The 19443-nt window shown below is 56.6% G+C and carries 21 protein-coding genes, 1 tRNA gene and 1 rRNA gene; 15 read left to right on the forward strand and 8 right to left on the reverse strand.

Going from position 1 to position 19443, the window contains the following annotated elements; all coding sequences use genetic code 11:
• The 4 genes from VHE10_00470 to pyk form a co-directional block, all read left to right on the forward strand.
• Positions 1–131, forward strand: a 16S ribosomal RNA gene (locus tag VHE10_00470); the annotation flags it as partial.
• A gap of 542 nt (positions 132–673) precedes the next feature.
• The gene (locus tag VHE10_00475) at positions 674–928 is read left to right on the forward strand and encodes a hypothetical protein (GenBank protein HVU06262.1); all 255 of its coding nucleotides are present in this window, start codon (positions 674–676) and stop codon (positions 926–928) included.
• Between the two features lie 166 nt (positions 929–1094).
• Positions 1095–1167 (forward strand) — tRNA-Ile (locus VHE10_00480).
• A 63-nt stretch (positions 1168–1230) separates the two neighbouring features.
• A complete protein-coding gene (gene pyk / locus VHE10_00485) occupies positions 1231–2643 on the forward strand; it encodes a pyruvate kinase (protein HVU06263.1) in 1413 nt (470 codons plus the stop codon).
• 70 nt (positions 2644–2713) lie between these two features.
• Here the strand turns inward: pyk and VHE10_00490 are convergent, their stop codons facing one another.
• On the reverse strand, positions 2714–3613 hold the full coding sequence (locus tag VHE10_00490) for a PLP-dependent lyase/thiolase (GenBank protein HVU06264.1): 900 nt from the start codon (positions 3611–3613) through the stop codon (positions 2714–2716).
• A 75-nt stretch (positions 3614–3688) separates the two neighbouring features.
• Between VHE10_00490 and VHE10_00495 the strand changes: the two genes are divergently transcribed.
• Positions 3689–3853, forward strand: a complete 165-nt coding sequence (locus VHE10_00495) for a hypothetical protein (protein ID HVU06265.1) — start codon at positions 3689–3691, stop codon at positions 3851–3853.
• A gap of 68 nt (positions 3854–3921) precedes the next feature.
• Here the strand turns inward: VHE10_00495 and VHE10_00500 are convergent, their stop codons facing one another.
• The 6 genes from VHE10_00500 to VHE10_00525 are packed head-to-tail and all read right to left on the reverse strand — an operon-like array spanning position 3922 to position 9645.
• Positions 3922–5388 carry a Mur ligase family protein gene (locus tag VHE10_00500; protein ID HVU06266.1) on the reverse strand — a complete coding sequence of 489 codons (1467 nt, stop codon included), beginning with the start codon at positions 5386–5388 and terminating at the stop codon, positions 3922–3924.
• Positions 5366–5788 carry a 23S rRNA (pseudouridine(1915)-N(3))-methyltransferase RlmH gene (locus tag VHE10_00505; GenBank protein HVU06267.1) on the reverse strand — a complete coding sequence of 141 codons (423 nt, stop codon included), beginning with the start codon at positions 5786–5788 and terminating at the stop codon, positions 5366–5368. Before VHE10_00505 ends, VHE10_00500 begins: the two co-directional genes overlap by 23 nt.
• Before the next feature lies 1 nt (position 5789).
• On the reverse strand, positions 5790–6446 hold the full coding sequence (locus VHE10_00510) for a hypothetical protein (protein ID HVU06268.1): 657 nt from the start codon (positions 6444–6446) through the stop codon (positions 5790–5792).
• A gap of 28 nt (positions 6447–6474) precedes the next feature.
• The gene (locus VHE10_00515) at positions 6475–7608 is read right to left on the reverse strand and encodes a hypothetical protein (protein ID HVU06269.1); all 1134 of its coding nucleotides are present in this window, start codon (positions 7606–7608) and stop codon (positions 6475–6477) included.
• A gap of 40 nt (positions 7609–7648) precedes the next feature.
• A complete protein-coding gene (locus VHE10_00520) occupies positions 7649–8464 on the reverse strand; it encodes a hypothetical protein (GenBank protein HVU06270.1) in 816 nt (271 codons plus the stop codon).
• Positions 8446–9645, reverse strand: coding sequence for a hypothetical protein (locus VHE10_00525; GenBank protein HVU06271.1), 1200 nt, complete (start codon positions 9643–9645; stop codon positions 8446–8448). The genes VHE10_00520 and VHE10_00525 overlap by 19 nt, the downstream gene beginning before the upstream one ends.
• A 28-nt stretch (positions 9646–9673) precedes the next feature.
• Between VHE10_00525 and rsmI the strand changes: the two genes are divergently transcribed.
• From rsmI to VHE10_00545, 4 genes are all read left to right on the forward strand, one after another.
• Positions 9674–10339, forward strand: a complete 666-nt coding sequence (gene rsmI / locus VHE10_00530; GenBank protein ID HVU06272.1) for a 16S rRNA (cytidine(1402)-2'-O)-methyltransferase — start codon at positions 9674–9676, stop codon at positions 10337–10339.
• Positions 10340–10390: 51 nt separating this feature from the next.
• Complete coding sequence (locus VHE10_00535; protein ID HVU06273.1) at positions 10391–10534, forward strand: hypothetical protein; 144 nt, start codon at positions 10391–10393, stop codon at positions 10532–10534.
• A 15-nt stretch (positions 10535–10549) separates the two neighbouring features.
• Positions 10550–11791, forward strand: coding sequence for a putative glycoside hydrolase (locus VHE10_00540; GenBank protein ID HVU06274.1), 1242 nt, complete (start codon positions 10550–10552; stop codon positions 11789–11791).
• A gap of 73 nt (positions 11792–11864) precedes the next feature.
• Positions 11865–12149 carry a hypothetical protein gene (locus tag VHE10_00545; GenBank protein ID HVU06275.1) on the forward strand — a complete coding sequence of 95 codons (285 nt, stop codon included), beginning with the start codon at positions 11865–11867 and terminating at the stop codon, positions 12147–12149.
• Positions 12150–12313: 164 nt separating this feature from the next.
• Here VHE10_00545 and VHE10_00550 read toward each other — a convergent pair whose 3' ends face one another.
• Complete coding sequence (locus VHE10_00550) at positions 12314–12625, reverse strand: hypothetical protein (protein ID HVU06276.1); 312 nt, start codon at positions 12623–12625, stop codon at positions 12314–12316.
• 1 nt (position 12626) lies between these two features.
• Here VHE10_00550 and VHE10_00555 point away from each other — a divergent pair, with 1 nt between their 5' ends.
• The 6 genes from VHE10_00555 (at position 12627) to VHE10_00580 (ending at position 19441) form a co-directional block, all read left to right on the forward strand.
• Positions 12627–14471 (forward strand): type IV secretion system DNA-binding domain-containing protein, encoded by a 1845-nt coding sequence (locus VHE10_00555; GenBank protein HVU06277.1) that lies wholly within the window; start codon positions 12627–12629, stop codon positions 14469–14471.
• A 63-nt stretch (positions 14472–14534) separates the two neighbouring features.
• A complete protein-coding gene (locus VHE10_00560) occupies positions 14535–15698 on the forward strand; it encodes a glycosyltransferase family 4 protein (GenBank protein ID HVU06278.1) in 1164 nt (387 codons plus the stop codon).
• 7 nt (positions 15699–15705) lie between these two features.
• Positions 15706–16818 carry a glycosyltransferase family 4 protein gene (locus VHE10_00565; protein HVU06279.1) on the forward strand — a complete coding sequence of 371 codons (1113 nt, stop codon included), beginning with the start codon at positions 15706–15708 and terminating at the stop codon, positions 16816–16818.
• 6 nt (positions 16819–16824) lie between these two features.
• Positions 16825–17931 (forward strand): glycosyltransferase, encoded by a 1107-nt coding sequence (locus VHE10_00570; GenBank protein HVU06280.1) that lies wholly within the window; start codon positions 16825–16827, stop codon positions 17929–17931.
• A 17-nt stretch (positions 17932–17948) separates the two neighbouring features.
• On the forward strand, positions 17949–18392 hold the full coding sequence (locus VHE10_00575; GenBank protein HVU06281.1) for a GtrA family protein: 444 nt from the start codon (positions 17949–17951) through the stop codon (positions 18390–18392).
• Positions 18389–19441: a glycosyltransferase family 4 protein gene (locus tag VHE10_00580; GenBank protein HVU06282.1), complete on the forward strand. Its 1053-nt coding sequence runs from the start codon at positions 18389–18391 to the stop codon at positions 19439–19441. Before VHE10_00575 ends, VHE10_00580 begins: the two co-directional genes overlap by 4 nt.
• Positions 19442–19443: the final 2 nt, after the last annotated feature.

Genomic DNA, 19443 nt, shown 5'->3' on the forward strand with positions numbered 1-19443 from the left:
CCGCCCGTCAACTCAAGGGAGTTGGGAGTGCCCGAAGTCCGCGCTTGTCGCGGCCTAAGGCAAGCTCAATGACAGGGAGTAAGTCGTAACAAGGCACGGGTAGCGGAAGCTGCTCGTGGATTATTTCAAGTGAAAAACTGCATCGTATCTTCGGATACGGGCTTAAAGCGTCGATCGTTCCTCGGAACGGATTTGCGGGAATCTAAAACCCGATGGAAATAGGGGAAGAACCTATAACCAGAACGGGACAAAATAGAACGCAGTATTTGATACGAAAGACCGCCTCCAGATGATGAATCCGGAGGCGGTTTTTCTATGTCCGGAAAGGCCGCCGGAGAGGTATTGACAAATCTGTACCATTTGATATAATTATGAAGAATCAGCAAGGGTGGGCGATTCCAGCTTACTCATCGAAATCTTAAAGGGAAAGTCAATCCCATGACGATGATAGAAGAGACCCGCTATGCCGTCCTCGTCGCACGACGAGTCTGCTGGCGGTTCAAGCTTCGGAGCATCCGCAAGGAGCTCCTCTCGATCAGGTCTAAGCCGGTCCTCTCGGCAGGGGATCGGATTCGTATCGGCGACCTTGGAGACAAGGCCGTCGAAGTCCGGAAACAATCGAGGGCCTCCCGGCCCGAATTTGCCTCGCTTCGCAGGCTCTTTCAGGACACATATGAAGACAAGAGTCAGAACCATCGCCGATCTCGGGGTTGGTCCCCAGGAATCGGTATTCGAGAGGGCGGCGAGATTCGTCTCCCTCCGTCTCACGGCAAAGCATAAGCTCTGCCTGGCTATGGTCGGAGCCTGTATCGGATCGTACGTCACCCTCGGTCTCGTGAGATGCGCTGCCGTAGCGCTCTCCGACGACCCGGGCATCGTTTACATCCCGGCTCTCGACTGGTGGTGGATCCTGCTTTTCGCACGATAAGCCGGTTCCGCCCCAAGGTTTCAAAAGGCGCTCTCCAGATCAGAGGGCGCCTTTTTATCGCTCTTTCGTTGCGATTCGGCCCTCTTTTTGCTATATTTCTGGGGCGTTACAAGGTCCTGGCGAACTCGTATCAACGCCATTCCGGGCCGCCTGTAGCATTGAAAATGCGCGTATAGCTCAGTTGGTAGAGCACATCACTGATACTGATGGGGTCCTAGGTTCAAATCCTAGTACGCGCACAGCGAAAGGAACCGACATGGTCGGTTTTTCCTTTCCGAAATTAGACTTAAATCCACACAACCTTGAACAAGAAGACCAAGATCGTCTGCACTATCGGACCGGCTACCGAATCCCAGCCGCAGCTCGAAAAGCTCCTCCGGGCGGGCATGAACGTCATGCGCCTCAACTTCTCGCACGGCGACTTCAGCGAGCATGGCAACCGCGTGAAGAATCTCAAGAAGGCGATAGAGGAGACCGGCATCCCTGCGGCGATCCTTCAGGACCTCGGCGGCCCGAAGATCCGTATCGGCACGTTCAAGACCGAGTCGGTCATGCTCAAGGAAGGCGCCAAGTTCACGCTCACGACCGACAAGGTCGAAGGCGACGAGGCGCGCGTATCGGTGAACTATCCTAATTTCGCGAAAGAGGTCAAGAAGGGTCATATCGTCTTCCTCCATGACGGCAGGAAGAAGCTCGAAGTCCTCGAGGTGAAGGGCAATAGCGTCGTCTGCAAGATCCTCGTCGGCGGCGAGATCAAGGGCAAGCGCGGCGTGAATCTCCCCGATTCCGACCTCACCATCTCGTCCCTCACTCCGAAGGACCTCGCCGACCTCGAATTCGGCATCAAGAACAAGGTCGATTTCATGGCGCTCTCGTTCGTGCGCCGCGCGTCCGATATCACCGAACTCCGCGACATCCTCAAGGCCAAGAAATCCAAGGCCAAGATCATAGCCAAGATCGAGACTCCGCAGGCCCTCGCGTGCATAGACGAGATCATCGCGCTCGCTGACGGTATCATGGTCGCCCGCGGAGACCTTGCCATCGAGATCCCCGCAGAGAAAGTCCCTGCGGCCCAGAAGATGCTCATCAGGAAGTGCAACGAGGCGGGCAAGCCGGTCATCACCGCGACCCAGATGCTCGAATCGATGATCAAGGCGCCGGTCCCTACGCGCGCAGAGGTCTCCGACGTCGCGAACGCCATTATAGACGGTACCGACGCTATCATGCTCTCCGAAGAGACGACGCTCGGCGACTATCCCGTACAGGCCGTCGAAGTCATGAATAAGGTCGCTCTCCAGGCGGAGGCGGGCATGGTCAAGAAGCAGCTCCTGGAGACCGTTCCCGGCGTCCTCTACGCTTCCGGCGAGTCGATCACGGCTTCGGCGGTGAAGCTCGCCGACAGGGTCGGCGCGAAGTTCCTGGTCTCGTTCACCGAGAGCGGCAAGAGCGCCCGATCCATGTCGCGCCATAAGCCCGACCAGCATATCGTCGTATTCACGCCGAACGAGCTCACGTTCCGCCAGTCCATATTGTCGTGGGCGACGATGCCGGTCCTCGTGAAGCGCACGACCGATTTCAACGAGGTCGCCAAGATGGTTCGCGACCATTTCCTGAAGTCCAAGCTCGCCAAGAAGGGAGACAAGGTCGTCATCGCGTCCGCTCTGCCGTTCGGCGCGGGCACCGAGACGAACATGCTCCTCATAGAGACTTTGTAGTCTGCGATTTACAGGCAAATAAAAAGACTCCGTAACGTCCCGCCAGGCCCTGGGACGTTACGGAGTCTTTTTATTTGCCTGTGACGATACAAACTACAGAACCTCTAAAATGAGCGCCTTTGTTTATGGCACGGATGAGTCCCGCGAGGCCGAGCGCGCCGTTGGCGGTCGCGGCGATGCCCTCTTTTTTCAAAAGCGCTATGGCACGCGCGATATCGGCATTCGATACGATCCAGCCTGTGCCACCAGTTCCTTTAATCGCTTCGACGACCGCTCCTTTGCGGTTAACGGCCTTGTCTACGATCGCGTCGGCGAGAGATATCTCGGGCTCGCTTTCCTCGGCAGAGAATTCGCGGGCGAGAGGGGAGTTGCCGGATGTCTGGACGATATGGACCTGCGGCACCGGCCCGGCGCCGTCCTTATCGTCTTTTTGCCAGCGCTCGATGAAATGCTTTGCCAATGCTTCCGCCGTCGTGCCTGACGACGTTCCTATGAATACGGCCGACAGACCGGGCGTCGCATCCATTTCCATGGCGAGCTCGGTATATCCAACGAGGGCGGCGTCGTCGGTAGACTGGCGAAGGCTTTCCTTGCCCCCGCCCTGGATCAGGCGGAACAGGGCCTGGAGCGGGCGAGGGGTCTCTTCTATGGTGATAGCGGGATCTTTGATCTCGTCCATGAGGGCCTTTCGCTTGGCTGGATTCATCTTTTCCCCGACGAGGATCGAAAGCGTCAGGCCGTCGCCGTTTACATTGCGCTCCTGGATGTGGCGCACCGCGGCGAGCGCGGCATTGCCCGACGACGATATGGCGAAATCTTTTTTGCCTTCGGCGATCTTCAGGTCTATCATCACTGGTATCGAGCGGCCCTTGTGCGAGCCGTACGGATGGAGGTCTTCGCGCTTGAAATAGAGCCTGTCGAGGCCCAGTTCTTTGGCTATCTCCGGAGCTTCTGTCTGTGGAGTCTTCACGTTCCTATACTAGCCTTTTTGCAGTACTATATAAAGCGTTTCGCGATTTAACCCGGCTTAAACAAAACAATCCGTATGAAATGCGTCTGCCCTGAATGCAAGAACGATATCGATATGTCGCGGTATCCGCAGGTAGCCCAAAAGCACGTGATCGAGTGCGACAGATGCGGAATAGTGCTCGAGGTCACGAATATTATGAACGGCGTCGTAGAGACCGAGATAGTAGACGAAGGCAAGTAATAAGCACTAAAAACACCCCATAATGTCCCGCCAGGCCCTGGGACGTCTTAGGGTTTTTTTAGTGCTTATTATTTTCCTGCAAGGGCCTTTACCGTTTCCTCTATCATTCCACGGAATCCGTGCGAGCCGAGGAATGCTATGGCATCGCCTTCGCCCCTCGCGCGCGCGAGGAATTTCACGAGCTCCGCGTCGTCGTCTATATAATGGACGTCTTTGTGCGACTCTTTGACGAGAGCGGCGAGCTCTTCTCCTTCGAATGTCTTTTCAGGATCGGTCGGATCAGCCTTCAATTTAGTGAGGCGCGGGATGACCACGGTATCGGCATCCCTGAACGCATCTTTATATGAGGGCTTGGACTGCTCGGTACGGTTGCCGGTATTCGGCTCGTACACGGCGACGATGAGGCCCGGATATATAGAACGGATGATGGCGAGCGCTGATCTGGCTTTCTCCGGAGAGTGGGCGATGTCGTCTATGACGGCGACCTCGTGCTCGTAGCGCTTTTCGAGGCGGCGCTTCATGCCCCTGAACGTCGCTATGGCGTCGGTGATGTCGCCCGGAGCGATGCCGATCTCTCGCGCCATGGCGAAACAACCGGTGATATTCTCGGCATTGTATCCGCCGAGGAGGGGCGATTTGATACCGTACGCTTTGCCGTGATAGACGATGTCGAATGCAATGCCCTCGTGCGAGCCTTTGACGTTCTCATAGCGATAGTCGGCTTTCTCGTCCTTGCCATAGCTCACGTATTCGCGCTTCAAGCCGGCAAGGAGCTTCGGCACCGCTTCCGTATCGGCGCATGCGACGATCAGCCCGTTCTTTTTGCCGCCTTTGCCGTCGGCTTTCGGCGCGGGAACCGACGCGACGAGCGCTTTGAACGCGTCGAGGTAGCTTTTCTCCGTAGGGTAGACGTCGGCATGATCCCATTTGACGGCGGTGAGCATGAGATGCGTCGGCTTGTAGTGGGCGAACTTCGGGCGCTTGTCCCATTTCGCCGTCGTATATTCGTCGCCTTCGATGACCGACCATTCGCCCGCATCTATCGCTGCCGATGCCGAATTGTCTTGGGTGACGCCGCCGACCATGTATGAAGGCTTCATATCGGCATGTTTCAAGATATGGGAGAGAAGCGCTGACGACGTCGTCTTGCCGTAGGTGCCGGTAACGACGATCGAATGAGGCTTGATAATATGCTCGCCCGCCGCTTCAGGGAAAGACATGAACGGGATACCATGCTCTTTCACGTACAAGAGCTCTGGATTCTTGGTCGAAATGGCGTTGCCCACGATGACGAGATCAGGCGCTCCACCCCCGACCATTTTTTCAGGATGAAAACCAGGATAATAGGGAATGCCGAGATCAGTGAGATTGGTCGAAACGGGCGGGAAGAAGCCGGAATCCGAGCCGGTCACTTTATAGCCCTTCTGCCAGAGAGCCGTCGCGACGGCGCTCATAGCCACGCCGCATATGCCGATGAAATGGACTTTCTGGGTCTTTTGGGCGGCACCTTTCTTATTCGTGATGGTATTTTTCATTCCGGAGTATCGTGAAAGCCCGGTAGAGCTGTTCTAGGAATATAGCACGCACGAGGTCGTGCGGGAACGTCATGGACGAGAGCGCGATCGATCCGTCGGCGAGAGCACGGACTTCGTCCGAGAATCCGAATGGCCCGCCCACGACGAACACGGCGGATCTTATGCCCGCATTCAACTGCTTCTGGATGAAATCGGCGAATTCGACCGATCGATATGCGCGGCCTTTTTCATCGAGCAGGAAAATGCGGTCGTATTTTTCGAGATTTTTCATGAGCTTATCGTCGGTCGTCTCGACGATATCGAATCCGCTGTAACGATCGATGCGCGACGAATAATCGGCGACGAGCGCCGCGACGTTCGGGTCTTGGGTCTTTCCTACGACAACGAGAGAGATCTTCATATCATGGTTTAAGCAGTTCCTTGAGAGGCTCTATGTCCGTGCGCCATCTCTCGCCGTCGAACCATTCGCCGCCCTTGAACTGGAGCTTGTAGGTGTCGGTAGGGCGGGAGAGCGAGCCGAGATATACGTATCTCTTGTTGCATTCTTTGGCCTTCTGAAGGACCATGGTCATCATGCCGAGGCCGCGCGACGGCTCGCGCGCGTCTTCGATGTAGAAAGGGAAGGCGTAGTGGAATATGTTCGCGCTGCGATATCCGATAACGAAGCCGATCTGCGAAGATCGGCGCGCGTCGCCGAATACGAGGAGCAGGTTGAAGTTGCTCTTGTCGGCGTCGGTGATGACCTCGCGCGCCTTGTTGGCGGTAAAGACGCTGTCGCCGAATTTCGCGTAGAAATCCTTGGCGAGCTTGCCGATCTGCCAGGAATAATCCTTGTAGGGCAGGGCCTCGGCCTCGAGGGCGAGATTTTCGGCTTTGCGGAGGATGCGCCGGTTCTCGCTCGAGAGTTCGAATCTGGAGAGATCGACGCGGAACGAGCGCGTCTGGTTCATGACGCCCTTGCCGACGCGCGTGAAGACATAGCCTTTATCGTACATCCGTTCGATGTTTTCGGGAGAAAGATCTGCTATGACCCGGCTGTCCCATGTGAGATATGACATATGCGTGCGCGCGAGGCGCCCTATATTCCTAGTGAAGCCCTATCCAGACGCCGATGAGCACCATGCCGAGGTGCACGATCCACATGCGCATGATGACTTTTTCCTCGCTCCAGCCTTTCAATTCGAGGTGATGATGCAAGGGCGCCATGCGGAATACGCGACGGCCGAATACGTGGCGACCGACGGATTGCACGAGTACGGTCGCAGCTTCGGCATAGAACATGAATGCGATGAAGGGAAGTATGGCCATGCTGTTCACCGCCAATGCGTTGATGGCGAGCAATCCGCCGAGGCCGAGCGATCCGACGTCTCCCATCTGAAAGCGCGCAGGCTTTACGTTGAAATAAGTATAGGTGATGAGCGCTCCCACGGTTACCGCGTTCAGTATGGCGAGAGCGTCATAGCCCGCGATCCACGACAGGAATGCGAGCGCGCCGAATGTCGGGATGAGCATGCCTCCGGCCAAGCCGTCCATGCCGTCGGATACGTTCACGGCATTGGCGGTGAACATGACGACGAAGATGATGAGGGGAATAAGGAAGCCGTCGATCGAGACGAGCCCGTGAAAAGGGACGTATATGTCCCGCCACGCTTCGCCGAGCTTGTAATAGATCCACCAGACGGATACGGCGCCCGCGGCGAACTGGAGCAGGAGCTTTTCATGGACGAGGACGCCCGTACGCTGTTTGGATCCGAATATAGTCGTCGCGCGCTTGAAGACCGTCCAGGGCAGCGTGACGACGAGCCAGAGGCGGTAGAGGATGTTCTTGTGGACGCGTATGAGCGTCATCGTCTGCGACAGGCTCCTCTGGCGGCGGCCAGAGCCGAACGTATTCAAAAGGTCGTCGAATGCGCCGAGAGCGGCGGACAAAAGCATGACGCCGACCGGTACCCACGTGTATCGGCGGTCCCAGTCAAAGAAATAGGCGAGCGCGGCGACCGTTACGATGACGAGGAGACCGCCCATGATCGGCGTATTCGCCTTTTCCGATCGGGATTCGAGGCCGAGCGTCTTGTCGCCTTCCGATTTGCGGACGATCCTCCCCCGGCGGAGGATCTTTATCAGAAACGGCGCCCATGCAAGGCTCGTCAGGCATGCTACGATGCCGAATCCGATGATGGTCGTAAGGCTATGTATCTGAAGGGGGAGAAAGTCCGTCATGAGGCCCAGTATAGGCCAAAAGGCGACTTAAATAAAGGTTTTAAGCCAGGAATACGAGCCGGCGTACCGAGACTTCTTTTGCCCCGCGGGCGCTTTCAAGCGTATAGTTTTCCGGACCCGTCGCTCCTTTCTCTTTCCAGACCCCTTTGCCGCGGGCGATGTCACCCATGGTCTCGCCGGCAGGGACGAATATGTCGCCTTCGCGTACGCCGTGATCGGTCGTGCCGTCGGAAGGCCATGCGTATGAGTGCGCATATGAAAGCCTGATACCGTTCGACGATCGCTCGACTCCCGTGATGACGAGCATGTGGTTATAGAGTCCGTCCTTACCCGTGCCCATGAACGTGATTATATCGCCCGGGCGCGCGTCGCTGGCCGCGATCTCGGCGCTATTCCTTTCGTTTGCGAACGTCGCTACGCCCATGTTCTCGGCAGGACGGAGACGCGCTATGAGCGAGCCTATGAAGCCCGAGCGGTTCGATCGCACGAACGCCGAGATGTTTCTGCCGCGCTTTTCCTGGGCGACGGCATTCAATACATGGTATGCGAAACCGGAGCAGTCGACGCCGAGGTCATGGGCGACGAGGAATTCCTTTAGTTTATCCGTCGAAAGCGTCGCCACGTTCACGCGCGAGTGCTTCGCGTCTATGTCCGCCTCTTCGGCGATCTCTTCAGGCGAGCCTTTGCCTTTGAGGACGCGCAACTGGCTGCGCGTCTTATGGCGCTTATTATTGAAATATGGGCACGAAGGCTTGGTCCCCAAAGGAAGGGCGAGGTATGCGTCGATGACCGCTCGAGCCCTGCCTTCGAGCTTCTCGGTCTCCGGTTTCGTTATCTCTACGGCGTCTTGATGCATGATGCGATGAATCGTCCCAAATCGTTCAGCTGATCGTGGGCCTTCATTATACCCGTCTCTGACTGAATACGGAAAAGCTCTTTATTATGATCCGTGTTCTCGTATGCCATGACGGCGAGGCCCTGTCCGCGAAGCGCGTCGATATCGACCGATGCGGGAATCTCCGTGACGCGCTTAACGATCTGGGCGCCTGATATGAGAGGCAGCCTTTCAGGAAAAGGCATATCGAGAAGCGCTGCGATGTGGGCTTCGAATATCGTCGGGGCGTCTGCCCCGGTTTTTTTCTCGAGCGCGGATTCGAATACGGCCGATGCGGGCTGCCGGGCGTTTATCTCCAAAAGCGATACCTTGCCCGTAGCGGCGTCATATATAACGTCTATGCCGAAGAGGCCTTTCCAACCCTCGGATTCGAGCCGCGCCCCGATCTGTTTTGCCATGCCCGCGGTGCTTTTGAGCAGGCCTCTGAAAGAAGCGTCGGCCGCCAGGCTCCAGTCATTGCCTATGGTCGAGAAGGGAAGGTCGGTGAAAGGCTCGAGGCCCGTGATCTGGTAGCTCGGATTTCCCATGAGCGTGCCTTTTCCGACGACGACGTTCATCGTAAACACGGGTCCGTCCACGAAATCGGCGACGCGGCATTCGCGCCGGGGAAAATCGGCGCGGATCTTCTCCAGGTCTTTGTCCGACTCGATCACGTATGTGCCTTGGCCCGTATGCGAGTGATTGAACTGGAGGACGGATTTTTTGCCCGCGTACGCAACGTCCTTACAGAGCATGATCCGATGCGGAGGCAGGAGACCGGCGATGTCATCGAGCCATCGGACCTGCGACACCTTTTCCTCGACTTCTTTTGCGAGCTCCGCGCTCGGGTTCAAAAGATTCCAGCCTTTCTCTTTCGCCAACCGCTCTATGCGCGCCGTGTTCTGGAATACCAGAACGTCCGCCCCGCGTTCGGCGATCGTTTTCTGTGTTTCAGGAAGAGAAAGGAGGTCGAACGTATCCAGAAGCTCGCCGGCATCCGCGCCTTTTGCTAGCCGCACGTTCTCGGAGAATCTCTTCCGGACCTCGCGGCCGTACGGCGTATCGTTCGAAACGATGAAATAATTTCCGGCAGGCTCCATACCGAGCGCGCGCTCTATGTCGCGGGTCACGTAGACAAGCGGCTTTTTAAGGCTAATATGCATTAATGATAGTATACTTATCGCCGAAACTATGGCCACTCTCTATATAGTCGCGACGCCGATAGGGAATCTCGAGGACATCACGCTCCGCGCTTTGCGCGTGCTCAAGGAAGTCTCCGTCATATTCTGCGAAGACACCCGCACTTCGCGCGTGCTCCTCTCCAAATACGGCATCAAGGTTCCGACCGAAAGCTTCCACGCCCAGAGCTCGCCCGTAAAGACCGATCGCGTCATCGAGCTCCTCGAAGCGGGGAACGATATCGCTCTCGTCACCGACGCGGGTACGCCGGGCATATCCGATCCCGGCATGCTTTTGGTCTCTGAGGTCCGCGCCCGCCTGCCGGCGGCGAATATCGTCGCCATTCCTGGCCCGTCAGCCCTTGCCGCCGCGGTTTCCATCGCCGGAAAGCCTCTCCATGAGTTCGTCTTCCTCGGATTCTTGCCTCATAAGAAGGGCAGGCAGACCCTGTTCGAAGAGATCAAGGCCGGAGAGCGCCCATACGTGTTCTACGAATCTCCGCACCGCATAGAGAAGACGCTCGAAGCGCTGAAGGGAATGGAAAAGACCGTCACTATACTTCGCGAGATCACCAAGATGCACGAATCATACGTGTCCGGAACCGCCGAAGAGGTCTTGAAGGCGTTCAGAGACAATCCGGGAACGCTCCGCGGAGAATTCGTCGTCATCGTCAGCTAATCAACAGCCGCGCGCTCTTCGTGCGCCTCTCTCGCGTGCTATAATGCGCGCATGAGATTCAGGAACGTCATCATCGCCTTGGGTGTTCTGATAGTCATCGAGCCTTTACTCCGTTTCCCTTCATCGTGGGACGACGTCGTATACGGCATACTTGGCTTTTTCGTCATCGCGCTGGCGTACATGAGCCGCGGATAATCTTTCACATACCGAGTGTCAGGGAAGAACACCAAACAGAGCGTTCGAGCGTACAGGATAGGCGTCGGCCTATTCCTGCTTTTTATGTTCCTCGCCATTTTCCTCTATGCGGCCGGGCCGCTCTTCGAGCAGACGACCTATGAGAATAAGCCTGTCGAGGTCGCGACGACCACCGTACCCGTTCCGGTCGGCCGCCAGGCTACCCATGTGCCGACTCCGGAGCCGGTCAAAGGCATATATATGACGTCGTGCGTCGCCGCGACGCCTTCGCTCCGCGTGAAGCTCGCCGACCTCATAGACGAGACCGAGCTCAACTCCGTCGTTATAGACATCAAGTCGTTCGACGGGCATATCTCGTTCATGCCGGAGAATCCCGCGCTCAAAGACGCCGTCGGCGGATGCTATGTCAAAGACATGCAGGATTTCATCGACACGCTCCATGCGAAGGATATATATGTGATCGGCCGCGTCGCATCGTTCCAAGACCAGTACATGGTGGCGAAGCGTCCCGACCTCGCTGTCAAAAAAGAGAGCGCGACGTCTACTGTCTGGCGCGACTATAAAGGCATCGCGTGGATAGACGCGTCGTCGGTCGAGCACTGGAAGTATCTCGTAGACATAGCGAAAGACGCCCATGCGATCGGTTTCGACGAGATAAACTTCGACTACATACGATTCCCGGCCGACGGCAATATGAAAGACATCTGGTATCCGCTGTCGGGGAAGAAAGACAAGAGCCAGGTCGTCAGGGGATTCTACGAATACCTCCATCACGAGCTCTCGCCGCTCGGCATCACCATATCGGGCGACCTCTTCGGCATGACGACGACCAATACCGACGACCTGAACATCGGGCAAATACTCGAATACGGATTGGCGAACTTCGATTACGTGATGCCGATGGTCTATCCGTCGCATTACCCGGACGGATTCTACGGGATCCCTGACCCGAACAAGGACGTCTACAAGGTCGTGAAGATCTCCATGGACAAGGCCGTCGCTCGCGCCGCCGCGACGACGACCCCGATCCTCACGGATACCCGTATCGGTACCTCTACGCCCGCGGTCTATGCGAAGCCCGTATGGGACAGCAAGAAGCTCCGCCCGTGGCTTCAGGATAATAACTATCCGGTCACGTACACAGCTGAGATGGTGAGGGCGCAGATACAGGCCGACTACGATTCGAGCGCGACGAGCTGGTCGCTCTGGAATGCGGGGAACAAATATACGAGGGCGGCGCTCGAGCCGAAGCCGTGATATTGACTTTAGATTAAAATCATTATAGGATAGCAAGGAACTTTCCCAAGCGTTTCCTCGTTCCTTATATCTGATGAATATTAAAACCATAGCTCTATCCGTACTGGTGATCCCTGCCGCTGTCCTTGCCGGGCTTTGCATAAAATTCGGCGTGCTGCTCGTGCTGGGCAGTTTCCTCGGAATCCTCATTGCTCTGTCTATCGTCGTGGTCCTCTTCGCTCTCTATCAGATGAGGCCTCGATGCGAGAACGACAGCTGCAAGTCGAGGCTCATCTTCAGCGGCACCTGCTCCCGATGCGGCAAGCCGCAGACGAGCTATCAGGCGGTCTCGAAGGTCCGCCGGTGCCGCGCGATCTGATCGCCGGCGTTCGCCGTCAGACGAGCCGCTCTCATACCGAGAGCGGCTTTTCCTTTTCGCCTTCCCGCGCTTTCGCGGTCTGGACAAAATCCGGCGATTCGATATAGTTTCGAAGGTCTTGTTCGCCGGCAACAAGCCCCTCGCTGAGGGGTTACGGTTTCCTCTCAGGAGCTTCGCCGGTATTTTACAAAATACATAACGATGCACCCACACGCCAGACGTACCATTGTCCTCGGTCCCAGCCTTCCCAAAGTCGATCCGGAAAAACCGGTTCCCGAACGCTCCTCGCGGAGCGTGCCGGAACCCGTGATTCCCGTCGGCTGCGGATTGGCGAGAGCCCGGGCCATCAAGGAAGATGCGGCCCGTCGCGGCCAGTCCGCGCCGGTAGGCCTCTCCGCGATGCCTGCTTGAACGTCGTGAAGTGCAAAAGCCTGCGCGGCCGCCGATGCATATCGGCGGCCGCTTTTTTGTGACATAATGATGGAAATGACCAGCGACGACAAAGTCACATACTTCGCCGAGACCGATGCCCGGAACAAGCGCGTCAAATTCGGGATCAAGGCAAAAGACCGCACCCGCCACGTCTATATCATCGGCAAGACGGGCATGGGCAAATCCACTCTCCTCGAGAATATGGCGGTGCAAGACATTCAGGGCGGGGAAGGCTGCTGCTTCATAGACCCTCACGGCAAGACCGCCGAGCTTCTCCTCAATTACGTTCCCGAAAATCGCCTCAAGGACGTGCTCTATTTCGCGCCGTTCGACGTCGAGCACCCGATCGCGTTCAACGTCATGGAGGACGTCGGCTACGACAAGCGCCATCTCGTCGTATCCGGCCTCATGTCCACATTCAAAAAAATATGGGCCGATGCGTGGAGCGCCCGCATGGAATATATCCTCTCGAACACGCTTCTCGCGCTCCTCGAATATCCAGGAGCGACGCTCTTGGGAGTGAACAAGATGCTCTCTGACAAGGACTATCGCAAAAAGGTCGTCGACAACATCAAAGATCCGGCGGTGAAGTCGTTCTGGGTGGACGAGTTCGCCAAATATACCGACAGGTTCGCCGCCGAAGCGACTCCGGCCATTCAGAACAAGATCGGCCAGTTCACGAATAACCCTCTCATCAGGAATATCATCGGCCAGCCGAAATCGTCGTTCGACCTTCGCAAGATGATGGACGACAGGAAGATTCTCATCGTGAACCTCTCGAAAGGCCGCGTGGGCGAATCGAACGCCAATCTCCTCGGCGCTATGCTCATCACCAAGATATATCTCGCCGCGATGTCGCGCGCCGACGTCTCTGACAAGATAATGAAGACCCTGCCGAACTTCTACCTCTATGTGGACGAATTCCAGTCCTTCGCGAACGAGTCTTTCGCCGATATCCTCTCCGAGGCGCGAAAATACAAGCTGAACCTGACCATGGCGCATCAGTACATCGAGCAGATGTCCGAAGAAGTGCGCGCGGCGGTGTTCGGCAACGTCGGTACCATGATCGTGTTCCGGGTGGGCTCGTACGACGCAGAGGTCTTGGAGAAGGAATTCGCCCCGCAATTCACGGCTGAAGACATCGTGAACCTCGGCTTCGCGCAGATATATCTGCGGCTTATGATCGACGGGATAGGTTCGCAGCCGTTTTCGGCGACCACGCTGCCGCCGATACCCGAACCCGCCGTCACGTTCAAGGAGCAAGTCGTCCAGGGCTCGCGCGCCCAATTCACCCAAGTTCGTCCGGTCGTCGAAGAGCTCGTCCGCATGCAGACCTTGGGCGCGACGCCCGACAGGCCTCTCGCGACCATGAAGGCAGAGCCGCGCGACAGGACCAGCACGGCGGAAAGGGCTGACAGGCCGATGCCGCCGGCGCCTTCACCTATGCCGCCGCGCGAGCCGCGCAGGGAAGAGAGGCGTGACGATCGCCGCGAAGATCGCAGAGACGACAGGCGCCTGCCGCAGGAGAATAATCGTCGCCACGAGACGCCGCCGATGGACGCGAGCGACGGATTTCATGGTTTCGACGCTATCAAGGCCATGGTCACGCCGCGTCCGCTTCAGAATAGCCAGAGCCAAGATCAGAAGCGCCCGAACGATCAGAGACCCGAAAAAAAGGGCGTGACCGAAGAGTCGCGAAACGACCTGCGTCAGGCACTCGCTTCTATAGCGAAGCCTCCGGCTGCTCCCAAAGAAGCGCCGAAGCAGGAGGCGAAGAAGGAAGCGGCTCCTCCGGCGCCTCCTGTCGCGCCGCGACCGCCTGAACTCAAGCATTCCGGACCGGCGAACGAGGTTCCGGAAGACGTCCTTAACAAACTCCTTGATATGTAACGCCTTCGCCTCCAAGAGGATTATAATGAGGCGCTACAATTCATATATCCCGTAAAAACCGCCATGTCAGCAAAGAAAGCCCTTATATTCTCCCTCGCATACTATCCTCGCCTCGTCGGCGGGGCTGAAGTCGCCGTGAGGGAGATGACCGACCGTATCGATCCGGCGGACATCGAATTCCACATGGTCACCATGAAGGCCGGATCTCTGCCCGTGCAGGAGAAGATCGGCAACGTGACCGTCTACCGCGTCGGCCTTCCGGTGTCGTCGGGGCCGCTCTTCGCGCTCAATAAATACCTCTATCTCTTTCTTGCGCCGCTCAAGGCGTCGTGTCTCCATCGCTCGATGAAATTCGATTTCACCTGGAGCATCATGGCCTATGTCGCCGGCTTTCCCGGCCTTTTCTTCAAGCTCTTCCATATGGACGTGCCGTTCGTGCTCACGCTCCAGGAAGGCGATCCGATCGATTATATGCTCCGCAAGACGCGGTTCGTGCGGGGGACGTTCCGCAAGATATTCGCGCATGCCGACCGCATCCAGGCCATCTCGAAATACCTGGCCGATTTCGCGCGCGATATGGGTGCGACCGCAAAGCCCGTCGTCGTCCCGAACGGCGTAGATGTGGAGAAGTTCTCGAAATTCATCGTGGGCGAAGAGCTCCAGGCGATAAAGCGCGAGATCGGCAAAATGCCGGACGACGTATTCATCGTCACAGCCGGACGCCTTGTGGAAAAGAATGCGGTCGGCGATATTATCGGCTCTCTCGTATACCTTCCGGCGAACGTGAAATTCCTCAATATCGGTTCGGGTCATCTGGAGCAAGGACTCAGACAACAGGCGAAACGGCTTGGCGTGGATAACCGCGTCATATTCAAAGGCTTCGTTCCGCATGAATCATTGCCCGGATACCTTCAGGCTTCCGACATATTCATCCGCCCGTCTCTCTCCGAAGGATTCGGCAATTCATTCGTCGAAGCGATGGTCGCAGGCATACCCGTCATCGCTACGAGGACGGGCGGCATCGTCGACTTCCTCCGCGACAAAGAAACGGGGCTTTTCTGCGAAACGAATTCGCCGCAGGACATCGCCCGCAAGGTCCAGATATATATGCAGGACAAGAGCCTCCGCACCGAGATCGTGGATAATGCCATGCACATGGTCGTAGACCGCTATGACTGGAGGACGGTCGCGAACGACATGAAGGAGAAGGTTTTCGACCTGGTATGATGAAGCCATGAAGATTCTCGTAGCAACCGGCATATTCCCGCCGCAGATCGGCGGCCCTGCGACCTATTCCAAGCTCATATATGACGAGCTTCCGAAGCGCGGCATCGAAGTCGAGATCGCGAGCTTCGGCGACTACATCCACAAGCCGAGGTTCGTCAGGCATTTTATGTATTTCATGGAATTGCTCCGCAAGGCGCCGGAAGCCGACATCATATATGCCATGGATCCCGTCTCCGTGGGGCTTCCGGCGCTCTTCGCTTCCCAGATACGCGGCAAGGAGCTCGTTCTCAAGGTCGTCGGGGACTATGCCTGGGAGCAGGGGACGCAGAGGTTCGGCGTGACCGATACGCTCGACCATTTCGCGCGGAACCATGGCGCGCATGCCTGGCAGGTCAGGCTTCTCAAATGGATAGAAGCCTATGTCGCCGAAGGCGCGAAGCGCGTCATCACGCCTTCGAAATATCTGAAGTCGATACTCGTGGATTGGGGCGTGGACTCGCGCAATGTATCTGTCATATATAACGGCTTTCATATAGAGCCGGTCAAGGAGACTCCAAGCGTTCTGAAGAAGCGCATGAAATGGACGGGCAAGACGATCGTCACCGTCGGGCGCCTCGTCCCATGGAAGGGGATCAAGGAAGTGATCGAGGCCATGCCCGACGTCATCGCCGCGCATCCCGATGCCAAGCTCCTGGTTATCGGCGACGGGCCGGACGGGGAGAGCCTGAAGAAGCGCGCGACGGAGCTCGCCGTCGCCGACAGGGTCGCATTTACAGGCCGCTTGGATCAGAGAACGATGTTCGAATACGTGAAAGCATCCGACCTGTTCGTCCTGAATACGGCGTATGAAGGATTCTCGCACCAGATACTCGAAACCATGGCTTTAGGTACCCCGGTTATAACCACGGCTGTGGGCGGAAACGTCGAGATAATAAGGAATGCCGAGAACGGTATTTTGATCGCTCCTGGGGCCTTGCAGAGCCTTAAAGAGGCCATCATAGGTCTTTTGGGCAATATAAAGGGCGCTGACGGCCTTGCCCGAAAGGCTAAGAAAGACGTCTCCGGGTTCACCGACGAGATCATGCTCGACAGGCTTGCGGACGAGCTAAAGAAGATATAGCGAAGTATGACGAAAGTGCTCATGATATCAGCTGACGAAAAGGTGCTTCAGGTAGAAAGCCCTGTTCAGGCGCGCATGAAAGATTACGGATCGTGCTTCGACGAGCTTCACATCGTCGTGCGCTCTCTTAAAAATCCCGCTATCACGGCGGCGAAGATTTCTATAGCTCCAAATACGTTCGCGTATCCGACCCAGTCGGCCGGCAAGGCTTCATATATGAAAGACATCGTGCGCGTAGGCGGGGAAGTCATCGCGCAGGCCGGACTATCGCCGAAAGATTCCGTCATCACGGTCCAGGATCCTTTCGTCACAGGCTCCGCTGCCCTCGCATTGGCAAAACGGTCGGGCTTGCCGCTCCATGTTCAGATTCATACCGATATGTACAGCCCCTATTTCAAAGATGGATTCCTCAACAGATTCCGCATACTCATGTCGGGTCGAGTGCTTCGCGCCGCCAAGGCGATCCGCACGGTATCAGAACGCACCCGCGCCGGTCTGCCGACGGCATTGCGCGCCAAGTCGTCCGTCGTGCCGGTCTACATAGACCTTCATGAGATAAGGAGAGCGCCGATCTCTGTCGATCTCCATCAAAAATATCCTCAATTCGAAAAGATCGCGCTCATGGCATCGCGCATCACCGCTGAAAAAGATATGCCGACGGCGTTGCGCGCATTCGCAAAAGCTCTCGCCGATCGCTCGGAGGCAGGTCTCGTCATCGCCGGCGCCGGTCCGGAGCTCGAGAATATCAAATCGCTCGTAAGCAGGCTCGGTCTCGACGAAAGCGTCGTCTTCGAGCCGTGGACAGACCATGATACTCTTGTCTCATATATGAAGACATGCGACGTTTTTATGCTCTCGTCTTTGTATGAAGGCTATGGCATGGCGCTCCTCGAAGCGCACGCGGCGGGCGCGACGATCGTTTCGACCGATGTCGGCATAGCGCCTCTTTTGGCAGGGGAAGTCTGCGAGCCGAAAGATGCCGATGCGTTCGCCCGATCGATCGTGCGCGCATTTTCAGGCGAGCTTCGCAATAAGAATTATGTGTATCCGTATCCGTCGCGCGCAGCATATCTGGCAGAGCATGCGAAAGATATAGAGCGCGCTTTGCCGTAATCCCGTATAATCTCGCCATGGATACCGCTCTGAATGTCATCCTCTTTCCGTACCGGCGGGCGATGCGCATATTCCGCCGATCGCAGTTTATCCGCTATATCTTTTCGGGCGGCACGGCCTCGGTTCTCGACGTCGCCCTCGTGTATGTCCTCGTGACGTATCTCAACGTCTATTATCTGGCCGCGGCGACGTTCGCTATGACGGTTTCATTCATCGCGCGATTCCTCCTCCAGAAATTCGTGGCTTTCCAGAACGATAACAAAGAAGAGGAGAAGAAGCAGTTCTTCGCGTACAGCATCCTCTATTTCGCGAGCCTTTGGGCGACGAATGCCATGCTCTACGTATTCGTCGAGAAGCTCCATATGGATGTCACGGTCTCGCAGGTTCTCGCCATACTCATATTCGCCGTCATCAGTTATTTCACCTATAAGTTGCTTATATTCAGGAAGAAGATCTCATGAGGCTTCTTTTTATAACTCAAGCCCTCGACCTCGACGATCCGGTGCTTTCGGCGTATCACCGGCTCGTCAACGAAACGGCCAAGAATTTCGATTCCGTAGTCGCCGTCTGCCTGAAAAAAGGGCGATGCGAATTGCCGGCGAATGTTACGATCCGCTCTTTGGGCAAAGAAAGGGGCGGCAGCCGATTGGCCGCCAAGCTCCGCTACGTCTCTCGTTTCTACAAATATGTATTCGCGGAACGATATGACGCGGTCTTCGTCCACATGAATCAGGAATATATCCTGCTCGGCGGACCGTTCTGGAAGATGATGGGGAAGCGCATATACATGTGGAGGAACCACCATGCGGGATCGCTCCTCACCGACATCGCTGCTGCTTTCTGCGCGAAAGTATTCTGTACGTCTCGATTCTCGTACACGGCGAAATATAAAAAGACGGTTCTCATGCCCGTCGGCATAGACACGCAGACGTTCAAACCGGTACCGGATACAAGGCGCATTCCCGGCTCGATCCTATTCCTGGCTCGCATGGCGCCGGTAAAGAAGCCTGATCTTTTTATCGAAATCCTTTTGCGCCTTGAAAAGAGCAACGTGCCGTTCACGGCGTCTCTCTACGGCGACCCTTTGCCGAAGGACGAGATATTCTACAAATTGCTCCAGGAAAAAGTCGCGGCGCTCGGCTTGGGCGACAAGACGGTGTTCTACCACGGCGTTCCGAACGGCGCGACGCCCGGTATATACAGCGCTCATGATGTTTCGGTGAATCTGTCTTCGTCCGGCATGTATGACAAGACGATATTCGAGGCGATGGCGTGCGAGACTCTCGTGGTCGCTACGAATAAGAACCTCGACGGCCTTGTCCCGGCTGAATTCGTCGCGAAAGAGGGCGATGCGGAAGAAATCGCAGGAAAGATATCGCATCTGCTCGGGCTTTCGGCTCTGGAAAAAGATTCGTACCGCAAAAAGCTGCGCGCGACCGCCGAGGCGAAGCATTCTTTGGCTATGCTCGGCAAAAGGCTTGCGGAAGAAGTGGTCGAGCGGATAATCTAACC

The sequence above is a fragment of the Candidatus Paceibacterota bacterium genome (assembly GCA_035546035.1).
GTDB lineage: Bacteria > Patescibacteriota > Minisyncoccia > Phycocordibacterales > UBA6065 > UBA6065.

What these genes read in the sequence shown, in the direction of transcription:
- VHE10_00565 (HVU06279.1), top strand. Translation starts at nt 15,706, where the DNA reads ATGAAGATTCTCGTAGCAACCGGCATATTCCCGCCGCAGATCGGCGGC.
- VHE10_00580 (HVU06282.1), top strand. Translation starts at nt 18,389, where the DNA reads ATGAGGCTTCTTTTTATAACTCAAGCCCTCGACCTCGACGATCCGGTG.
- VHE10_00520 (HVU06270.1), bottom strand. Translation starts at nt 8,464, where the DNA reads ATGCATCAAGACGCCGTAGAGATAACGAAACCGGAGACCGAGAAGCTC.
- VHE10_00560 (HVU06278.1), top strand. Translation starts at nt 14,535, where the DNA reads ATGTCAGCAAAGAAAGCCCTTATATTCTCCCTCGCATACTATCCTCGC.
- VHE10_00550 (HVU06276.1), bottom strand. Translation starts at nt 12,625, where the DNA reads ATGTCACAAAAAAGCGGCCGCCGATATGCATCGGCGGCCGCGCAGGCT.
- VHE10_00525 (HVU06271.1), bottom strand. Translation starts at nt 9,645, where the DNA reads ATGCATATTAGCCTTAAAAAGCCGCTTGTCTACGTGACCCGCGACATA.
- rsmI (HVU06272.1), top strand. Translation starts at nt 9,674, where the DNA reads ATGGCCACTCTCTATATAGTCGCGACGCCGATAGGGAATCTCGAGGAC.
- VHE10_00535 (HVU06273.1), top strand. Translation starts at nt 10,391, where the DNA reads ATGAGATTCAGGAACGTCATCATCGCCTTGGGTGTTCTGATAGTCATC.
- VHE10_00555 (HVU06277.1), top strand. Translation starts at nt 12,627, where the DNA reads ATGATGGAAATGACCAGCGACGACAAAGTCACATACTTCGCCGAGACC.
- VHE10_00570 (HVU06280.1), top strand. Translation starts at nt 16,825, where the DNA reads ATGACGAAAGTGCTCATGATATCAGCTGACGAAAAGGTGCTTCAGGTA.
- VHE10_00545 (HVU06275.1), top strand. Translation starts at nt 11,865, where the DNA reads ATGAATATTAAAACCATAGCTCTATCCGTACTGGTGATCCCTGCCGCT.
- VHE10_00505 (HVU06267.1), bottom strand. Translation starts at nt 5,788, where the DNA reads ATGAAGATCTCTCTCGTTGTCGTAGGAAAGACCCAAGACCCGAACGTC.
- VHE10_00475 (HVU06262.1), top strand. Translation starts at nt 674, where the DNA reads ATGAAGACAAGAGTCAGAACCATCGCCGATCTCGGGGTTGGTCCCCAG.
- VHE10_00510 (HVU06268.1), bottom strand. Translation starts at nt 6,446, where the DNA reads ATGTCATATCTCACATGGGACAGCCGGGTCATAGCAGATCTTTCTCCC.
- VHE10_00575 (HVU06281.1), top strand. Translation starts at nt 17,949, where the DNA reads ATGGATACCGCTCTGAATGTCATCCTCTTTCCGTACCGGCGGGCGATG.
- VHE10_00495 (HVU06265.1), top strand. Translation starts at nt 3,689, where the DNA reads ATGAAATGCGTCTGCCCTGAATGCAAGAACGATATCGATATGTCGCGG.
- VHE10_00500 (HVU06266.1), bottom strand. Translation starts at nt 5,388, where the DNA reads ATGAAAAATACCATCACGAATAAGAAAGGTGCCGCCCAAAAGACCCAG.
- VHE10_00515 (HVU06269.1), bottom strand. Translation starts at nt 7,608, where the DNA reads ATGACGGACTTTCTCCCCCTTCAGATACATAGCCTTACGACCATCATC.